The sequence below is a fragment of the Amycolatopsis sp. NPDC005232 genome, assembly GCF_040607795.1.
In the GTDB taxonomy this organism is placed as follows: Bacteria; Actinomycetota; Actinomycetes; order Mycobacteriales; family Pseudonocardiaceae; genus Amycolatopsis.
The window spans coordinates 78,823-96,241 of the sequence record NZ_JBEXHL010000010.1; the positions used below are offsets into that span (position 1 = coordinate 78,823).

Annotated in this window: 17 protein-coding genes; 13 read left to right on the plus strand and 4 right to left on the minus strand. The window is 70.2% G+C overall.

Going from position 1 to position 17,419, the window contains the following annotated elements; translation table 11 throughout:
• Positions 1–72 precede the first annotated feature (72 nt).
• The 4 genes from ABZU76_RS20595 (at position 73) to ABZU76_RS20610 (ending at position 3,593) form a co-directional block, all read left to right on the plus strand.
• Positions 73–936 (plus strand): LysR family transcriptional regulator, encoded by an 864-nt coding sequence (locus tag ABZU76_RS20595; RefSeq protein ID WP_354871769.1) that lies wholly within the window; start codon positions 73–75, stop codon positions 934–936.
• A gap of 149 nt (positions 937–1,085) precedes the next feature.
• Positions 1,086–1,847, plus strand: a complete 762-nt coding sequence (locus ABZU76_RS20600; protein ID WP_354871771.1) for an alpha/beta fold hydrolase — start codon at positions 1,086–1,088, stop codon at positions 1,845–1,847.
• Entirely contained in the window at positions 1,813–3,414 is a 1,602-nt protein-coding gene (locus ABZU76_RS20605; RefSeq protein ID WP_220247044.1) for an acyl-CoA carboxylase subunit beta, read from the plus strand. Before ABZU76_RS20600 ends, ABZU76_RS20605 begins: the two co-directional genes overlap by 35 nt.
• Complete coding sequence (locus ABZU76_RS20610; RefSeq protein ID WP_354871773.1) at positions 3,414–3,593, plus strand: acyl-CoA carboxylase epsilon subunit; 180 nt, start codon at positions 3,414–3,416, stop codon at positions 3,591–3,593. Before ABZU76_RS20605 ends, ABZU76_RS20610 begins: the two co-directional genes overlap by 1 nt.
• Positions 3,594–4,070: 477 nt before the next feature.
• Here ABZU76_RS20610 and ABZU76_RS20615 read toward each other — a convergent pair whose 3' ends face one another.
• The 3 genes from ABZU76_RS20615 to ABZU76_RS20625 form a co-directional block, all read right to left on the minus strand.
• On the minus strand, positions 4,071–4,724 hold the full coding sequence (locus ABZU76_RS20615; RefSeq protein ID WP_220243499.1) for a response regulator transcription factor: 654 nt from the start codon (positions 4,722–4,724) through the stop codon (positions 4,071–4,073).
• Positions 4,725–4,846: 122 nt separating this feature from the next.
• Positions 4,847–5,965 carry a sensor domain-containing protein gene (locus ABZU76_RS20620; protein WP_354871775.1) on the minus strand — a complete coding sequence of 373 codons (1,119 nt, stop codon included), beginning with the start codon at positions 5,963–5,965 and terminating at the stop codon, positions 4,847–4,849.
• On the minus strand, positions 5,956–7,203 hold the full coding sequence (locus ABZU76_RS20625) for a nucleotide disphospho-sugar-binding domain-containing protein (RefSeq protein ID WP_354871778.1): 1,248 nt from the start codon (positions 7,201–7,203) through the stop codon (positions 5,956–5,958). Before ABZU76_RS20625 ends, ABZU76_RS20620 begins: the two co-directional genes overlap by 10 nt.
• A gap of 273 nt (positions 7,204–7,476) precedes the next feature.
• Between ABZU76_RS20625 and ABZU76_RS20630 the strand changes: the two genes are divergently transcribed.
• Together ABZU76_RS20630 and ABZU76_RS20635 are read left to right on the plus strand one after the other, a co-directional pair.
• A complete protein-coding gene (locus tag ABZU76_RS20630) occupies positions 7,477–8,415 on the plus strand; it encodes a proline iminopeptidase-family hydrolase (RefSeq protein WP_354871780.1) in 939 nt (312 codons plus the stop codon).
• The gene (locus ABZU76_RS20635) at positions 8,408–9,361 is read left to right on the plus strand and encodes an ACP S-malonyltransferase (RefSeq protein WP_354871782.1); all 954 of its coding nucleotides are present in this window, start codon (positions 8,408–8,410) and stop codon (positions 9,359–9,361) included. Before ABZU76_RS20630 ends, ABZU76_RS20635 begins: the two co-directional genes overlap by 8 nt.
• Here ABZU76_RS20635 and ABZU76_RS20640 read toward each other — a convergent pair.
• Positions 9,354–9,599 (minus strand): phosphopantetheine-binding protein, encoded by a 246-nt coding sequence (locus ABZU76_RS20640; protein WP_354871785.1) that lies wholly within the window; start codon positions 9,597–9,599, stop codon positions 9,354–9,356. The two genes, ABZU76_RS20635 and ABZU76_RS20640, sit on opposite strands and share 8 nt — an antisense overlap.
• Before the next feature lie 130 nt (positions 9,600–9,729).
• Here ABZU76_RS20640 and ABZU76_RS20645 point away from each other — a divergent pair, with 130 nt between their 5' ends.
• The 7 genes from ABZU76_RS20645 (at position 9,730) to ABZU76_RS20675 (ending at position 17,403) form a co-directional block, all read left to right on the plus strand.
• Complete coding sequence (locus ABZU76_RS20645) at positions 9,730–11,232, plus strand: AMP-binding protein (protein WP_354871787.1); 1,503 nt, start codon at positions 9,730–9,732, stop codon at positions 11,230–11,232.
• Positions 11,233–11,237: 5 nt separating this feature from the next.
• Positions 11,238–11,627 (plus strand): hypothetical protein, encoded by a 390-nt coding sequence (locus tag ABZU76_RS20650; protein WP_354871789.1) that lies wholly within the window; start codon positions 11,238–11,240, stop codon positions 11,625–11,627.
• 170 nt (positions 11,628–11,797) lie between these two features.
• Positions 11,798–13,249, plus strand: coding sequence for an AMP-binding protein (locus tag ABZU76_RS20655; protein ID WP_354871792.1), 1,452 nt, complete (start codon positions 11,798–11,800; stop codon positions 13,247–13,249).
• Positions 13,246–14,460, plus strand: a complete 1,215-nt coding sequence (locus ABZU76_RS20660) for a type III PLP-dependent enzyme (RefSeq protein WP_354871794.1) — start codon at positions 13,246–13,248, stop codon at positions 14,458–14,460. The genes ABZU76_RS20655 and ABZU76_RS20660 overlap by 4 nt, the downstream gene beginning before the upstream one ends.
• Positions 14,457–14,945, plus strand: a complete 489-nt coding sequence (locus ABZU76_RS20665) for a methylaspartate mutase (protein WP_354871797.1) — start codon at positions 14,457–14,459, stop codon at positions 14,943–14,945. The genes ABZU76_RS20660 and ABZU76_RS20665 overlap by 4 nt, the downstream gene beginning before the upstream one ends.
• Positions 14,942–16,210 (plus strand): methylaspartate mutase, encoded by a 1,269-nt coding sequence (locus ABZU76_RS20670; RefSeq protein WP_354871799.1) that lies wholly within the window; start codon positions 14,942–14,944, stop codon positions 16,208–16,210. The genes ABZU76_RS20665 and ABZU76_RS20670 overlap by 4 nt, the downstream gene beginning before the upstream one ends.
• Entirely contained in the window at positions 16,207–17,403 is a 1,197-nt protein-coding gene (locus ABZU76_RS20675) for a cytochrome P450 (protein ID WP_354871801.1), read from the plus strand. Before ABZU76_RS20670 ends, ABZU76_RS20675 begins: the two co-directional genes overlap by 4 nt.
• The last annotated feature ends 16 nt before the right edge of the window (positions 17,404–17,419 follow it).

The following is a 17,419-nucleotide window of genomic DNA, read 5'->3' on the forward strand; positions in this document are numbered from 1 at the left end:
TTCTGGGTGAGCCGTGAGAAATGTCCTTCGTGTTATGGCGGCATGCCGCGGCGAACATGGCGGGAGGTCCTCATGACGACGATGCAGCAGCTCAAGGTGCTCCTGGCCGTGGCCGACCACGGCGGCTTCACGGCTGCGGGCGAGCGCCTCGGCATGGCGCAGCCCGCCGTGAGCCGCTCGGTCGCCGCGCTGGAAGCCGAGCTCGGCGCACCGCTGCTCACCCGCCAGCGCACGGGCGTCACCCTCACCGAAGCCGGCGAACGCGCTGTCCGGCGAGCGCGCGAGGCCGTGCGGCAGGTCGATCTGCTGCGCGCGGAGGTCGCCGAGGTGGCCGGGCAGATCACCGGGACGCTGCGGATCGCCAGCCTGCCGACCGCCACGGGGACCCGCCTGCCCGCCGAGCTGCGGGCGTTCACCGAACGCCACCCGCTCGTCGCGGTGCGGCTCATCGAGGGCAGCGACCAGGAGGTGCGGGACTGGCTCGACCTGGGCGTCGCCGACGCCGCCGTGGTCACCCTGCCCGCGCCCGGCCTGCGGACGGTGCTGCTCGACAGCCACGAGATGTGCGCCGTGCTGCCGGCCGGCCATCGGCTGGCGGAGCGCGAGGCCGTGTCCTACGCGGATCTCGCCGAGGAGCCGTTCGTCCGCCCGACCGGCGGCTGCGCGCAGGTGTTCGCGGCGGCCGCGGAGCAAGCCGGGGTTCACCTGGAGGCGACGTTCGAGGCCCGCGAGATGTCGGCAGTGCTGGAGATGGTGCGGGCGCGGCTGGGCGTGAGCATCCTGCCGTCGGTCGGCGTGCCGCGTCTCGACGGCACCGTGCTGCGGCCGTTGGTGCCACGGACGCCGCGGACCGTCGCGGTGGCCGTGAGCGCGAGCGCGTCGCCGGCCGCGCGGGCGTTCCTGGAGCAGCTGCAAACCGGAGCCGATCAGGGTTGAGGTCCATTGTGGAGGGTCTCTGTTCAGGCCGCCTTTAGGGGCGCTTAGGGGTCGTTGGGCGGCTTCCGGGCGGGCTAGCTTGGTGCGTCGGGGGACCCGGTCGGCGTGACCTCGTCCCGTTGTGACAGACGGAAAGGCGGTGGGACGACATGGTCGCCCACGCGGAAGACGCCTGGTTTCGGCGGTTCCACGCGGCGCCGGAGGCTCGGGCGCGGTTGGTGTGCCTGCCGCACGCCGGCGGGTCTGCCAGCTTCTACTTCCCGGTTTCGCGGGCGCTGGCGCCGGACGTCGAGGTGCTCGCCGTGCAGTACCCCGGGCGGCAGGACCGGCGGCACGAGCCGTTCCTGACCACGATCGACGCCATGGCCGAAGCCGTCGCCGAGCTGTTGGCGGACAAGACGGACCGGCCGCTGGCGCTGTTCGGGCACAGCATGGGCGCGATGGTCGCCTACGAGGTGGCACGGCGGCTGGAATCGGCGGGCAGCTCGGTCGACACGCTGTTCGTGTCCGGGCGGCGCGCGCCTTCGCGGCAGCGCGACGAGAGCGTGCACACGCGCACCGACGAAGGCGTGCTCGACGAGCTGCGCCGCCTGAGCGGGACCGAGATGGACCTGCTCGGCGACGAGGACGTCGTGCGCATGATCCTTCCCGTGGTGCGCAACGACTACCGCGCCGTGGAGACCTACCGGCACGTGCCGGGCACTCTGCTCGCCGCGCCGGTGGTCGCGTTCACCGGCACCGACGACCCGGTCGCGTCCGTGGCCGAGGTCCGCTCGTGGGCCGACCACTCGGCGGCGGGCTTCGAGCTGGTGACGCTGCAGGGCGGGCACTTCTTCCTGACCCGCCACCAAGACGTGATTCTCCGGTATCTGGCTGATCGGCTCGTCGACAAGGGGCGTGTACATGTCTGAGGCACTGGCCGTAGAGGGAGCGTTCGGCAACCGGCTCGTGGAGCTGCGCGAGATCAAGGAGGCAGCTCGGCGCGGTCCCGACGACGCGGCCACCGTCCGGCAGCACGAGCGCGGCAAGCTGACTGCTCACGAGCGCATCGAGCTGCTGCTCGACCCCGGCAGCTTCACCGAGCTGGAGGCCCTGCGGCGCCACCGCGCGACGGGCTTCGGGCTCGAACACCGCCGGCCGTATTCGGACGGCGTGGTGTGCGGGTGGGGGACCGTGCACGGGCGCACGGTTTTCGTGTACGCGCACGACTTCCGCATCTTCGGCGGCGCGCTCGGCGAGGCGCACGCGCAGAAGATCCACAAGGTGATGGACCTCGCCGCGGCCGCGGGCGCGCCGCTCGTGTCGCTGAACGACGGCGCGGGTGCGCGGATCCAGGAGGGCGTGACCGCGCTCGCCGGCTACGGCGGCATCTTCCAGCGCAACACCCGCTGTTCGGGTGTGATCCCGCAGATCTCCGTGATGCTCGGCCCGTGCGCGGGCGGCGCGGCGTACTCGCCGGCCTTGACGGACTTCGTGTTCATGGTCCGCGAGACGTCGCAGATGTTCATCACCGGCCCCGACGTGGTGCAGGCCGTGACGGGCGAGGAGATCACGCAGAACGGCCTCGGCGGCGCCGACGTGCACGCCGGGACCTCGGGCGTGGCCGCGTTCGTGTACGACGACGAGCAGTCGTGCATCGAGGATGTGCGGTACCTGCTGTCCTTGTTGCCCGCCAACAACAACGAGGCCCCGCCGGTCGAGCCGACCACCGACCCGATCGACCGCCGGACGGACCGGCTGCTCGACCTCGTGCCGACCGACTCGGCCCGCGCCTACGACATGTGCGCCGTGATCGAGGAGATCGTGGACGACGGCGAGTTCCTCCAGGTGCACGCCGGCTGGGCGACGAACGTGGTGTGCGCGTTCGCCCGGCTCGACGGTCACGTGGTCGGCATCGTGGCCAACCAGCCGGCGACGCTCGCGGGCGTGCTCGACATCGAGGCCAGCGAGAAGGCCGCGCGGTTCGTGCAGACGTGCGACGCGTTCAACATCCCGCTCGTGACGCTGGTCGACGTGCCCGGCTTCCTGCCCGGCGTGGACCAGGAGCACGGTGGCATCATCCGGCACGGCGCCAAGCTGCTCTACGCCTACTGCAACGCCACGGTGCCGCGCGTGCAGCTCATCCTGCGCAAGGCCTACGGCGGCGCGTACATCGTGATGGACTCGCGCTCGATCGGCACCGACGTGTCGCTGGCGTGGCCGACGAACGAGATCGCCGTGATGGGCGCCGAGGGCGCGGCCAACGTGATCTTCCGCCGCGAGATCAAGGCGGCCGACGACCCGGAGACCGTGCGGCGGCTCAAGATCAAGGAGTACAAGACCGAACTCATGCACCCGTACTACGCCGCCGAGCGCGGCCTGGTCGACGACGTGATCGAGCCCGCCCGGACGCGCGAGGTGCTGATCCGCGCGCTGACCATGCTGCGCACCAAGCACGTCGACATCCCGGCGCGCAAGCACGGAAACCCGCCGGTGTGATGGGCGCGCCGGTGGTGCGGGTCGTGCGGGGCAACCCGACGGACAAGGAACTCGCGGCGTTGGTGGCTGTGCTGGCTGCGGTGCAGGCGCCGGCCGAGCCTGTGGCCGAGGTGACGGTGCCGCGGCCGCGCCGGCCGGTGCGGTTCGTGCCGGCGACGAGTTGGCAAGGGGTGCGCTGAGAGCGGTGCCGGGAGCCGCATCTGTGCCACGAGGTGGTGGCGCGGGTGCGGCTTTTTCCTGTGCGGTGGATGGGTAAGTGCGCGCGGGTGCGGCTGTCTGACGTGAGCGGTGTGCGTGACGCGCGGGCGGTACAGGTGCGGTTGCGTTCTGCGACATAGAGGACTGAGCACTCGCGGTGGTCCTTTTTCGGCCGGGACGCGTGGGCTCGCGACCTGGCGAGGGCGTGCCCAAGACGCCTCGCGAGTCAAGAGCAGGCACCAGCGGTGAGGGCCGCGCAGGTTTGCGGCTCAGTGCAACGAAAGCAGCGCTGAGCCGCACCCGTCTTCGCGGGCGCACCGAAACGAGGTGTGCTCTCCACAGCGTGGCGAGCACACCGTCCACAATGGTCGATATCCGAACAGGGCCGGCAGGCGAAAGATCCATACCCCCAAGCTACCGACCCCACTCGAACATGCGCACGATATCGATCGAGTGAATCAAGCGCGCACGGCGGTACTGTCCAAATAGGTCAGCACCGCGCGGATCCGGCGGTTCTCGTCCCGGCTGGCTTCGAGGCCCAGCTTCGCGAAGATGTTGCTGATGTGGTTCTCCACGGCGCCCTGGGTCACCACCAGCGTCTTCGCGATGGCGGCGTTCGACAGGCCCTGCGCCATCAAGCCCAGGACCTCGGTCTCGCGCGCGGTCAAGGCGTCCAGGGGATCGCGGCTGCGGGAGAGCATCTGGGCGACCACGTCGGGGTCGATGGCGGAGCCGCCGCCGGCCACGCGGCGGACGGATTCCAGGAAGTCGGCGACGTCGGCGACGCGTTCTTTCAGCAGGTAGCCCACGCCGGAGGTGCCTTCGGCGATGAGGTCGACCGCGTAGCTGCCCTCGACGTATTGCGAGACCACCAGGACCGGCAGGCCCGGGATCTCCTGCCGGGCGGCGATCGCCGCACGGATGCCCTCGTCGGTGAAGGTCGGGGGCATGCGGACGTCGGCGATGACGAGGTCGGGGCGGTGCTCGCGGATGGCGACGAGCATGGCGTCCGGGTTGTCGACGGCGGCGGCCGTGGTGATGCCGACGTCGGCGAGCAGGCTTTGCACGCCCGCGCGCAGGAGCACGGAATCCTCGGCGATCACGACACGCATGAAACGACTCCTTACTGTGCCGATCGTTACCAATCCGACCACAGTCACGGCCGAATGGCTTCGTAGTAACGGTTACCTGCCGCGTAGGGGTCGACCTACTTTTGGCCGGATTAGTAACAGCATCACCAGCGGACGGGGAGATCGGCGCGCACGACAGTCGGCCCACCCATGGGGCTGACCACGGTGAGCACGCCGTCGATCGTGGCGGCGCGGTCGGCGAGGCCGGCCAGGCCGCCGCCGGGGCGCACCGAGGCGCCGCCGCGGCCGTTGTCCATGATTTCGACGACCACGGTGTCGTCGTCGCGGCTCACGCGCACCGAGACACGGTCGGCGCCGGCGTGTTTGGTGATGTTCGTGAGCACCTCGCTCACGATGAAGTACGTCGTGGTCTCCACCGGCGCCGGCGGGCGCGGGTCCACGGAGACCTCGACGTCGACCGGGATCGGCATGCGGGCGGTCAGCGACGACAGGGCGGCGTCGAGGCCACGGTCCTGCAGCACCGGCGGGTAGATCCCGCGGGCGAGGTCACGCAGCTCGGACACGGCCAGCTTGGCGTCGGCGTGCGCGGCGCCGATGAGCTCGCGCACGGCCGCGGAATCGTCGGAATCGAGCTTCAGCTGCGCCCGTCCGAGGCTCATCGCGACGGCCACGAGCCGCTGCTGCGCGCCGTCGTGCAGGTCGCGTTCGATGCGCTTGCGCTCGGCCTCGACGGCATCGACGCCGCGCGCCCGCGAGTGCTGCAGGTGCTGCGTGCGCTCCTCCAGCTGCGCCGTGCGGTCCGGCCCCAGCATCGACAGCGTGAACTCGGCGTGCAGCGCCCCGATCCGGGGCACCACGAAGATCCCGAACGGCGGCACCGCCACCGACACGATGCCCGCCACGAACTCGACGATCCCCAGCGGCATCGCCACGAGCACGAACACCAGCTCACGCCACGTCACCGGGTCGACCAGCCGCGCCTGCCACACGGCCAGCAGGCCGTTGCCGTGGGGCTGCTTGCGCCGCGGCTGGGCCACCTCGACGCCCAGCAACGTCCGCACCGACCGCCGTTCCAGGTCCGCGAAGCCGCGCATCACGCCCGTCGCGATCAGCGACAGGGGGATGCCCACCCACAGCATCGTCGTCGCGACCCCGACGATCATCGACACGAGGACGACCACGAACGCGAAGATCCGGATCGGGAAGTTCGCGATGAGGAACCCGATCGTGCGGATCGCGTGGGGCCGCCGCGTCACCGGCATCGCGCGATCCGCTCGAACTCGGGCACGAGGTCGTCGAGAGTCGGCGTCGCCAGCATCTCGTCGCGGACTTCCAGGGCGCAGCTGCGGAACGAGGGTTCTTCCAGGAGTCTCAGCAGTCCTGTTCGGACATTGCCCGGCGTGACGTCCTCCAGGTCCACCAGCAACCCGTTGCCCCGCTTCACCTGCGCGACGGCCGAGCCCCGCTCGCTCCACGTGGTGCCGGGGATCACGAGCTGCGGCACACCGTTGACCACGGCGTTGCCGATCGTCGCCCCGCCGCCCTGGTGGATGATGGCCGAACAGCTCGCGAGCAGCTCGTTCATGGGTACGAAGTCGACGGCGCGCACGTTGTCCGGCACCTTCCGCACAGACGCCAGCTGGTTCGCGTTGAGCGTCGCGATCACCTCGACGTCGAGGTCCGCGAGGCCGTCGAGCAGGTCGGACACCGACGTCTCCTCGACGCCCAGCACCTGCCGGTTGGAGATGCCGAGTGTGAGCATCACGCGGGGGCGCGCCGGCTCCTCGAGCACCCAACGCGGGATGGCCATCGGCTTGTTCTGCGGGATGAACCGCGCCGGCAGGTAGTCGACGTCGACGCCGTCGTAACGCAGGTAGGACGGGTGGCAGTCGATGGTCTTCACGCCGTGGCGCAGGGTTTCGTCGTAGTCCGCACCGAAGCGCGCCACCGCGCCCGACATCCACTCCACGAACGGATCCGGCGCGTCGGAACGGAGATCGCGGTACTGCGCGTTGATGCGGGCCGTCTGGTCCATCGCGTACATCATCCGCAGGTGCGGCACCCCGATGGCGTGCGCGACGATCGGCGCGGCGTAGATCATCGGGTCCCACACCACGAGGTCCGGCTGCCACTGCCGCGCGAAGCGCACGAGCTCGTCGAGCAGCGAATCGGGCGTGGTCCAGCGGAACACGTCGACCCAGTGCTCGTAGACGTTGCGCACGTACTCCTCGGTGTACCGCTCGGGCCGGCTCTCGGAGATGCGGAAATCGCCCTGCATGGCGTTGTTTCCCTCGACCTGCAACTGGCGATGGCGCGCGATGTCGAGCTCGGTGCCGAACCACATCGCGTCGAGGCCGGTCTCGGCGAACGAGGCCACCTCGCGCGGGTTGCACTGGCCGACGAACCGCACCTCGTGGCCCGCGGCCGCGAGCGCCCAGCCGACCGGCGCCATGCTGTAGACGTGCGTCCTCGTCGGGAAGACCATCAACATGACTCGCATGGGACGCACTCTCCGAACTGGCTCGACCTGCTGGCGGGAAAAACGTTAGTGCGGACAACTCGCGCGGCCGACCCGGCAACGCGCCGCTAGGGGTCGCGCACCCCTAGCGCCCTTCCCTCGAAAAGCCCGCCGGACTAGAGAGGACAGGGCGGACTTAGACCGGCTTTAGACGCCCCTTAGGGGCTGGTGACGACGGCGCCCCGGCGGCTAGACATGAACGTGGGTCCGGCGGCAACCACCCGCCGGCCGAGGGATACGAACGAGGTGATGAGCATGGCCGTGGCGCCCACCGCGAAGGGCTGGGTTCCCTTCGGCGAGCACCGCACGTGGTACCGGGTCACCGGTGTCGTGGGCGGCGAGCTGCCCGCCGTCGTCGTGGTCCATGGGGGACCGGGCAGCACACACGACTACCTGCTGAACCTCTGCTCGCTCGCCGAGCACAGGTTTCCTGTGGTGCACTACGACCAGCTCGGCAGCGGCGGTTCCACGCGGCTGCCGGACAAGGGCGCGGACTTCTGGACGCCCGAGCTGTTCGGCGACGAGCTCGACAACCTGGTGCACCGGCTGGGCATCGAGGACAACTACGTCCTGTATGGACAGTCGTGGGGCGGCCTGGTCGTCGCCCGTCACGCGGCGCAGCGGCCCGAGGGATTGCGCGGGCTCGTGATCGCCAACTCGCCTGCCTCCTACGAGCTCTGGCGCTCCGAAATGGACGTGCTCCGGGACCGGCTCCCGCCCGGTGTCGACGAGCAGCTGCGAGCGCACGAAGCGGCCGGCACCACGGACACGCAGGAGTACTTCGACGCCATGCGCGTGTTCTACGACCGCCACGTCTGCCGCGTGCTCCCGTGGCCGGGCGACTACCTGGCCTCGTTCATGGAGATGGCGGACAACAACACCGTCTACTCCGTGATGAACGGGCCGAGCGAGTTCACCGTCACCGGCACGCTCAGGGACTACTCCGTGGTCGACGACCTCGACGACATCGAGGTGCCGACGTTGCTCATCTCCGGCCGGCACGACGAAGCCACACCCAAGACCGTCCAGCCCTACTTCGACCGGATCCACGACGTGCGCTGGGAGATCTTCGAAGAGTCCAGTCATGTTCCGCACCTCGAGGAACCCGGACGGTTCCACGAGGTCCTGCTGAGCTTCCTGCGGGAAGTCCACCCCGCCGCCAATGCCGAAAGTGAGGCAACCAGCCATGGATGAGGCCAGAGGATCGGCGGTGGTCTTCCCCGGGATGAGCCCCTGCCGCTTCGCCGACTTCGGCAAGTTCCTGCTCATCAACCCGTTCGCCCGCCGCCTGATCGGAGAAGCCAACGACCGGCTCGGCTATTCGCTGGTCGACCGCTTCCGCGAGACCGAGGGGGACTACTCCGAGTACGCGCAGGTCGGGTTCATGCTCACGTGCCTCGCGCTCGCCGAGTGGGCCGAGCAGGAGTACGACATCAGCCCCGACTACTGCACCGGCCCGAGCTTCGGCGAGAAGCCGGCCAGTGTGTATGCCGGAGCGCTGACGTTCCCCGACGCAGTGTGGATGACGGCGGAGCTCGCCCGCTGTCTCACCGAGTTCTTCGCCACGGAGTACACCGACGTGGTCACGCACTCGTTCGTGCGCACGCCCGAGGAGAAGCTCCTGGACGCGCTGAACGACCTCGAAGGACGCGGCGAGTGGTCCGACATCTCGTGCTACATCGACCACGACTTCTACATGGTCTCGTTGCGTGAGCGGAACCTCGACTGGCTCAAGCAAACGGTGCGCAGCATGGGCGGATTGTCGTTGTACACCATGCGTCCGCCCCTGCACTCCCGTGCTTTCGCCGCGCTGCGCCGGAAAGCGGAGGACGAGGTCATCGGCGGTCTGGACTTCCACGATCCGCTGCTCCCGATCGTCGCCGACCAGGACGGGTCGATCCTGCGGTCCGGGGAGCAGGTGCGCACGATGCTGCTCGACAGCATCGTCAAGCCGCTGCGGTGGCCGCACGTCGTCTCCTCCCTGGAACAGCTGGGCGTGCGCAAGCTCTGGGTGGCCGGCCCGGACACGCTGTTCGGGCGCGTCCGCGCGACCACGAGCCGCTTCGAGGTGGTGACGATCAACCCGCGGCTGGCCCTGCAGCCCCGGAGGCGGGGCGCAGGACCTTCGCGGGTCAGCTAGCCGGCTGCAGCTCGGCCAGCGTCGCCCAGAGCCGGCCCGGGTTCTCGAAGGTCTCGAGGTTGAGGGCGTCGTCCTCGAAACGCACGTTGTAGTTCTGCTCCAGCACGGCGAGCAGTTCCACGGTCGCGAGTGAGTCGAGGCCGTACTCGCGCAGCGGGGTCTCGGTGGTGAGTGCCTCCTCGGCGGGGAGGAACGGGAGGAACGTGCGAAGGGTCTCGTCGAAAGAGCTGTCCCACATGGCTACTCCGGATGGCTAGATCGGTATCTACCAGGCAGGAAAACCGACCGCCCGGTTCGGTTTTGGACTCTACCTCGCGTCGTCGTTCCGGATCGACGCATCGCGACCCCTAATCACGCGGAGGACGACGATGGACACGAGCTTCACCGGCGGGCTGCACTCGCGCTTCCTGCGTGGCCTGGCCCTTTCCGAGAACGGCACCGCCGTCCGGGTCGGCGACCAGGAGCTGACCTACGGCCGGCTTCACGAGCAGGCGCTGCTGTGGGGCGGCGCGCTGGACGAAGCGGGCGCGCGCACCGTAGGGGTGCTGGCGGGCAAGGGAATCAGTGCGTACGCGGGGATCCTGGCCGGGCTCTACGCGGGTGCCACGGTGGTGCCAATGCGGCCGGACTTCCCGGCGGCCCGCACCGCGCAGATGGTCGAGGCGGCGGGGGTCGACGCGCTGGTGGTCGACGACCGCGGCCAGGGGCTGCTGGCGGACGTGCTCGGTCAGCGGCGGGTTCCCGTGCTCACCCTGGAGACGCGGGCGCAGGGTTTGGTCGAGCCGCGGCAGGTGCGGCCGGAGGATTCCGCGTACATCCTGTTCACGTCCGGATCCACCGGCCGGCCCAAGGGCGTGCGCATCGGCCACGGTTCGACCGAGCACTACTTCGGCCTGCTCGACGCCCGCTACGACTTCACGCCCGACGACGTCTTCTCCCAGACGTTCGACCTGAACTTCGACTGCGCGATGTTCGATCTGTTCTGTGCCTGGGGCGCGGGGGCGCCGGCAGCGGTGTTGCCCGGTCGCGCCTACCGCGACCTGCCGGCGTTCGCCGCGGAGAGCGGGCTGACCGTGTGGTTCTCCACGCCGAGCGCGATCGACCTGGTGCGCCGCACGGGTGGGCTCACGCCGGGTGCGTTGCCGGGCCTGCGGTGGAGCTTCTTCGCGGGCGAGGCACTCACCGTGCGCGACACGGCGGACTGGCGCGCGGCGGCGGTGAACTCGCTCGCCGAGAACCTCTACGGCCCCACCGAACTCACGATCACCGTCGCCGGTTACCGTTGGGACGACGAGGAAACGCCGCGGATCGCCGTGAACGGGGTGGTGCCGATCGGGGCCGTGCACGAGGGGCACAAGCACCTGCTGCTGGGCGAGGGTGACGTCGAGGAAGCCGAAGAAGGTGAGCTGGCCATCGCGGGCCCGCAGCTGACGCCGGGTTACCTCGACCCGGCCGACGAGCGCGGCCGGTTCCTCGACCGCGAGGGCTGTCGCTTCTACCGCACAGGCGACCGCGTCCGGCGCCTCGGCGGCGGCGACCTGGCCTACCTGGGCCGCCTCGACTCCCAGGTGCAGGTGCTCGGCTGGCGCATCGAGCTCACCGAGGTCGAGCACGCGTTGCGCGCGACCGGCGTCCGCGACGCCGTGGCCCTGGGCGTGCGCGGCGACGCCGGTCTGGAGCTGTTCGTGTTCTACACCGGCGGCGAGCGCCCGGCGATCGAGCTCGTGCGCGCGCTGCGCAAGGTCCTGCCGGAGGGAGTGATCCCGCGCCACTACCGCCACGTCGACGAGTTCCCGCTGAACTCCAACCGGAAGATCGACCGGAAGGCGCTCGCGGTCGAAGCCGAAGTGCTGCTCACGCCGGTAGGCTGAGCTGCGTGGCGAAGTACGTGATCGGGCCGGAGGTCGCGTTGCGGCTGGCCGAGGAGCGGGCCGTGGTGGGCCATCAGTTGCTGGCGCCCACGCTCATCCGGTCGCACGCGCTTTCTCTGCTCTACGGGCAGGTGCGCGAGGGGAAGCTGACCAAGAAGGACGCCGCCGCGCGGCTCGACCGCGTGCGGGCGTTGAAGATCCGGTTGCTCGGTGATCGGGTGCTGCAGGCGACCGCGTGGCAGGTCGCCGAGGAGCTCGGGTGGGCCGACACGTTCGTGGCCGAGTACGTGGCGTTGACGCGGTTGCACGGCGACGCCTTCGTGACGCTCGACGAGCAGCTCGCCCGTGACCTCGACGGGGTCGTGCCGGTCGCGGGGTTCGAAGCACTGAGCTGAAGCCCGTCTTAAACGGCCTGCTGCGCCTGGGTTTCCGGGCGGGGCAGGCCGTTTTCGCGTGCGCGCTTAGGGGCGGTTAGGGGTGTGGCCACGCGCGCCGCCGCGGCTAGTTTTCCCGGGGTCGAGGGGCGGATCGAGGCCCCGGTTCTCGAGTTCTGGTGGGAGCAGTCGTGAACGGTACTTCGCTCGTCCATTCCCTGCTCGACGAGGCGGTGGCCGACGCACCCGGGTCGACGGCGGTGCGCGACCGGGCCGGCGCGTGGACCTACGCCGAGCTGGCCGCGTGGAGCCACGCGGTGGAGGTGGTGCTCGCCCGGCGCGGGGTGCGGCGCGGTGACCGTGTGGTCGTGCAGCTGCCCACCACGCGTGAGCTGGTCGCGTTGTTCTTCGGCACCACTCGCCGCGGCGCGGTGTTCGTGCCCGTGAACCCGGCGATGAAGGCGTTCCACTTCGATTCGGTGGTGGGCAACGCCGAGCCGGTGCTCGTGGTCACGCCGGAAGAAATAATTCCACTGTGGACCGAGGTCGAAGCGGCCTACGGCGAACGCGTCGAGGCCACGGACGTCGACCCCGACGACGTCGCCGTGCTCATCTACACCTCCGGCAGCACCGCGGCGCCGAAGGGCGTGATCGGCCCGCACCGCCAGGTCACCTTCGCCGCCGGCGCGATCCAGGCCGTGCTCGGCTACCGCGGCGACGACGTGGTGTTCTGCCGCTTCCCGATGTCCTGGGACTACGGCCTCTACAAGGTCCTGCTCTCGACGCTCGGGCGCAGCGAGATCGTGCTCGCCGACGTGGAGTCCGACCTGCGGCTGCTGCGGCGGATGCGCGAGGTCGGCGCGACGATCGTGCCCATCGTGCCCTCGCTCGCCACGATGATCGCCACGCTCGCCGGACGCGAGACCGAACCGGCCGCGCCCGTGCGTCTGTTCACCAACACCGGCGCCGCGCTGCCAGAGAGCACGATCGCGCAGCTGCGCGCCGCGTTCCCCGGCACCCGCGTGGTGCGCCAGTTCGGCCAGACGGAGTGCAAGCGCATCACGATCATGCCGCCCGGCGAGGACGACCAGCGCCCCGGCGCGTCCGGGCTGCCGCTGCCGGGCACGTCCGTGCTCATCCTCGCCGCGGACGGCACGGAGCTGCCCGCCGGCGACATCGGCGAGATCGTGGCCGCCGGCCCGCACGTGATGCCGGGTTACTGGCGCGCGCCGGAGCTGTCCGCCCGCGCGTTCCGCCGCGACGAGGCCACCGGCGAGCTGCGCCTGCACACCGGCGACTACGGCCGCCTCGACGCCGACGGGTACCTCTACTTCGAAGGCCGCCGCGACGACATGTTCAAGCGCAAGGGCATCCGGATGTCCACTTTGGAGATCGAGGCCGCGGCCATGGACATCCTCGGTGTCCGCGCGGCCGGCGCGATCCCGCCGAGCGACACGCGCGATCTCGCCATCTGCGTCGAGAGCGACCTGCCGCCCACCACCGTGCTGCGGGAGCTGGCGAAGCGGCTCGAACCGCAGAAGGTCCCGTCCCTGTGTCACGTCGTCGACGAGTTCCCGCTCACGGCGCACGGCAAGAACGCCACGAAGGAACTGGCCCTGCTCGTGGAAGGCGCGCGCAAATGACCCAGCAGTTCGCCGAACGCTTCGGCACCCCCACCTACGTTTACGACCTCGACGTCGTCGCACGGTCCCGCGACCAGCTCTTCGGCCTGCTGCCCGAGGGCTTCCAGGTCTTCTACGCGCTGAAAGCCAACCCGCACCCGGAAATCGCCCGCGAGCTGCACAACGGTGGCTGCCGCGCAGAGATCAGCTCCACCGGTGAGCTGGCCAACGCGCTGCAGGCGGGCTTCGACCCGAGCGAGATCCTCTACACCGGCCCCGGCAAGACCGGCGCCGAGCTGGAGCAGGCGATCGCGACCGGCGTGCGGCTGTTCTCCGTCGAGTCGCTCACCGATCTGCAGCACGTCGGTGCGGCGGCGGAGAAGCACGGCGTGGTCGCTTCGGTCCTGCTGCGCGTGAACACCACGCAGGGCAGCGCGTCGACCGGCATCCGCATGATGGGCCGGCCTTCGCAGTTCGGCATCGACGCCGAGACGCTGCCCTCGCTCATGCCCGCGTTCAAGGCTGTGGCCGGCACGCGCGTGGCCGGTGCGCACTTCTTCACCATGAGCAACGCCAAGGACGAGGACAGCCTGCTCGGTGAGTACGAGTTCGTGCTGCAGTCGGCCGCGCAGCTGCACCAGGAAGCGGGCCTGCCGCTGGAGCTGCTCGACATCGGCGGCGGCTTCTCCTCGCCGTACGCGGTCCCGGGCCCCCGCACCGACTACCCGAAGCTGCGGGCGGGGCTGGAACAGCTGCTGGACCTGTACCTGCCGGAATGGCGGACGGGGGAGGTCGAGCTGGCCTGCGAGTCGGGCCGGTACCTCTCCGGCAGCTGTGGCTCGCTGCTCGCCGGGGTCGTGAACGTCAAGGAGAGCCGCGGCAGCAAGTTCGTGATCCTCGACGCGGGCATCAACGTCGTCGGCGGGCTGTCCGGCATCGGCCGGCTGCTGCCCGCGGCCGTCGGCATCGAAGACACCGATCCCAACGGCGAGACCGGCAGCCTCGTCGGTCCACTGTGTACTCCCGGCGACTCGCTCGCGAAGGCCGCGCGCCTGCCCGAGCTGGCGCCCGGCGACGTGGTGACCGTGCCGAACGTCGGCGCGTACGGCGTGACCGCCAGCCTGATCAGCTTCCTCGGCCGGCCGGCGCCGACGGAGGTCGTGGTGCGCGGTGACGAGGTCGTGTCCGTGTCGCGGCTGGACTACCAGCGTGCGTACGAGGTTTCGCCGTGAGCGAGGAGATGAACGCCTACCGCGGCGGCGTCGTCACGGAACCGCCGCGCACGGTGATCGTGAGCAGCATGGCGTCGGACTCGCACACGTGGAACCTCGTGTACCTGGAGCTGCTGGTCGGCGAGCTCGGCTTCGACGTGGTGAACCTCGGCGCGTGCGTGCCCGACGAGCTGCTGGAGTCCGAATGCCTCAGCCGGCTCCCGACGTTGCTCGTGCTCAGCAGCGTCAACGGCCACGGCTACCAGGACGGCCTGCGCGTGATCCAGCGCTTGCGATCCTTCCCTGAGCTGCGTGCGCTGCCGGTGGTGATCGGCGGCAAGCTCGGCGTCGGCGGACCGCTGACCGAGGAGGAGACGGCGCGGCTGCTGCTCGCCGGCTTCGACGCGGTCTTCGACGACCAGCAGAACAACGCGTCCTTCCGCCGGTTCGCCGCGACGTTGACCGCCGGTGCCGCCCAGCTCCCCGTGCGGGTGGAGGGGGTGTGAGCTTCGAAGAGTTCGTGGCGAGCAGGCACGCGGCCGGGCAGCTGGTCGTGCAGCCCCGCATGGGGTTCGCCGACCCGGTCGTGATGCGCGCCGGACTGGCGGCGACCAAGAACGCCGCCGCCACGACCGTCGGCACCGTCACGCTCGACAGCTACACCCGCGTCTGCGACACCGATTCCGTCGCGCACGCACTGGCCCACGGCATCGCGCTCAACGGTTACCCCATCGTCAACCACCCGGCCGAGGTCACTCGCGCGATGCTCGACGGCCTCGAAGGCCCGGACTTCCCGGTGCAGGTGCGCCACGGTTCGGCGCGGCCCGCGGACATCTTCCGGGCGATGCTCGCCGCCGGCCTGCACGCCACCGAGGGCGGGCCGGTGTCGTACTGCCTGCCCTACAGCCGCACGCCGCTGGACGAGTCCGTACGCAACTGGTCCGCCTGCTGCGAACTGCTGGCCGACGCCGAGCTGCCGGGCGGACGCGCGCACCTGGAGACGTTCGGCGGCTGCATGATGGGCCAGCTCTGCCCGCCGAGCGAGCTCGTGGCGTTGAGCGCGTTGGAGGCGTTGTTCTTCTACCGCAAGGGGTTGCGCAGCATCTCGGTGAGCTACGCGCAGCAGACCAACTTGCGCCAGGACCAGGAAGCCGTCGCGGCGCTGCGCCGGCTGTGCACGGAGTTGCTGCCCGGCGCGTCGTGGCACGTGGTGATCTACGCCTACATGGGCCTGTTCCCGCGCACGCCGGAAGGCTCGCTGAGCCTGCTCGGCACGGCGGCCGAGCTGGCGCTGAGCACCGGCTCGGAGCGGCTGATCGTGAAGACCGTCGCCGAGGCCCACCGGATCCCGACCGTCGCGGAAAACGTCCAGGCGCTCGAACACGCCGGTGCCGTGCGAGCCACCGAGAAGGTCACCGTGGAAGCGGACAACCAGGTCTACCGCGAGGCCTACGCGCTGGTCGACGCCGTGCTCAACAGCCACGAAGATCTCGGCCGCGCGATCGTCGTCGCGTTCAAGCGCGGTCTGCTCGACGTGCCGTTCTGCCTGCACCCGGACAACGCCGGGCAGGCCCGCAGCTACCTCGACCCGGCCGGCCGGCTCTGCTGGTCCGACCTCGGTTCCCTGCCGCTGCGCCGCGTCGTCGAGCGCGGTCACGGCGGTGCGATCACCTCGTCGACCTTGATGTCGGCGCTCTCGTACGTCCAGCACACCCACGACGCCCAGGCATTGGAACAGCCGATGACCGCGATTGGAGGGGATTCGCGATGAGTACGCGCCGGACCGTCCGGGCCTACCCGTTCGACATGCAGGAGATCTCCGTTTCCGAGCTGTACCACACGTTGCAGCGCGAAGAGCCGATGAGCCGGGTGCAGATGCCCTTCGGGGAACCGGCGTGGCTCGCCACCAAGTACGCCGACGTGAAGCTCGTGATGACCGACCAGCGCTTCAGCCGGGAGCTGGCGCAGGGCCTCGACCAGCCGCGGATGCGCCGCCAGCAGATGGGCGACGGCATCATGGGCATGGACCCGCCCGACCACTCGCGCCTGCGCCGCCTGGTGTCGAAGGCCTTCACCGCGCGCCGGCTCGAGCAGATGCGCGAAGGCGTGCAGACGCTCGTGAACGACCTGCTCGACGGCATGGTCGCGCGCGGCGACTCGGCCGACGTCGTCGAGGAGCTCGCGCGTCCGCTGCCCGTCACGGTGATCTGCGACCTGCTCGGCGTGCCGCAGGAAGACCACAAGATCTTCCGCGAGTGGACGCAGGCTCTGGTCAGCGACGCCACGGCCAAGGGCGACGTGCTCGACGTCTACGGCGACCAGCTCGACAACTACGTCGCCGGGCTCGTGGCGCAGCGGCGCGAGGAACCGACCGACGACCTGCTCGGCGCGCTGGTCTACGCGCGCGACGCCGGCGACAAGCTCACCGAGAACGAGCTGATCTCCATCGCGGGCGCGGGTCTGCTCACCGGTGGTGTGGAGACGGTGTCCACGGCGCTGCCGAGCTTCCTGTTCACCCTGCTGACGCAGCCGGACCTGCTCGCGCAGCTGCGGGCGGACCCGGCGCTGATGCCGACCGCCGTCGAGGAACTGCTGCGGTACGTCCCGATCAACACCGCGGCGATGTTCGCCCGCTACGCCACCGAAGACGTGCGCTTCGGCGACGTCGTGGTGCGCGCGGGCGACCCGGTGCTGCCGGCGCTGCACGCGGCGAACCGCGACCCGGAGGTGTTCGCGAACCCGGACACCGTCGACCTCACCCGCAGCCCCAACCCGCACGTGGCGTTCGGGCACGGCCCGCACCACTGCATCGGCGCGCAGCTCGCGCGTCTGGAACTCCAGGAAGCGCTCAAGGCGATTCTCGCGCGCTTCCCGGAAATGCAGCTCGCGGACGGTCGCGAAGGCGTGAAGTGGGAATATGGCGTGATCGTGCGCGGGCCTTCGCTCCTGCGCATCGCGTGGTGATTTCCCTGCCCCTAGC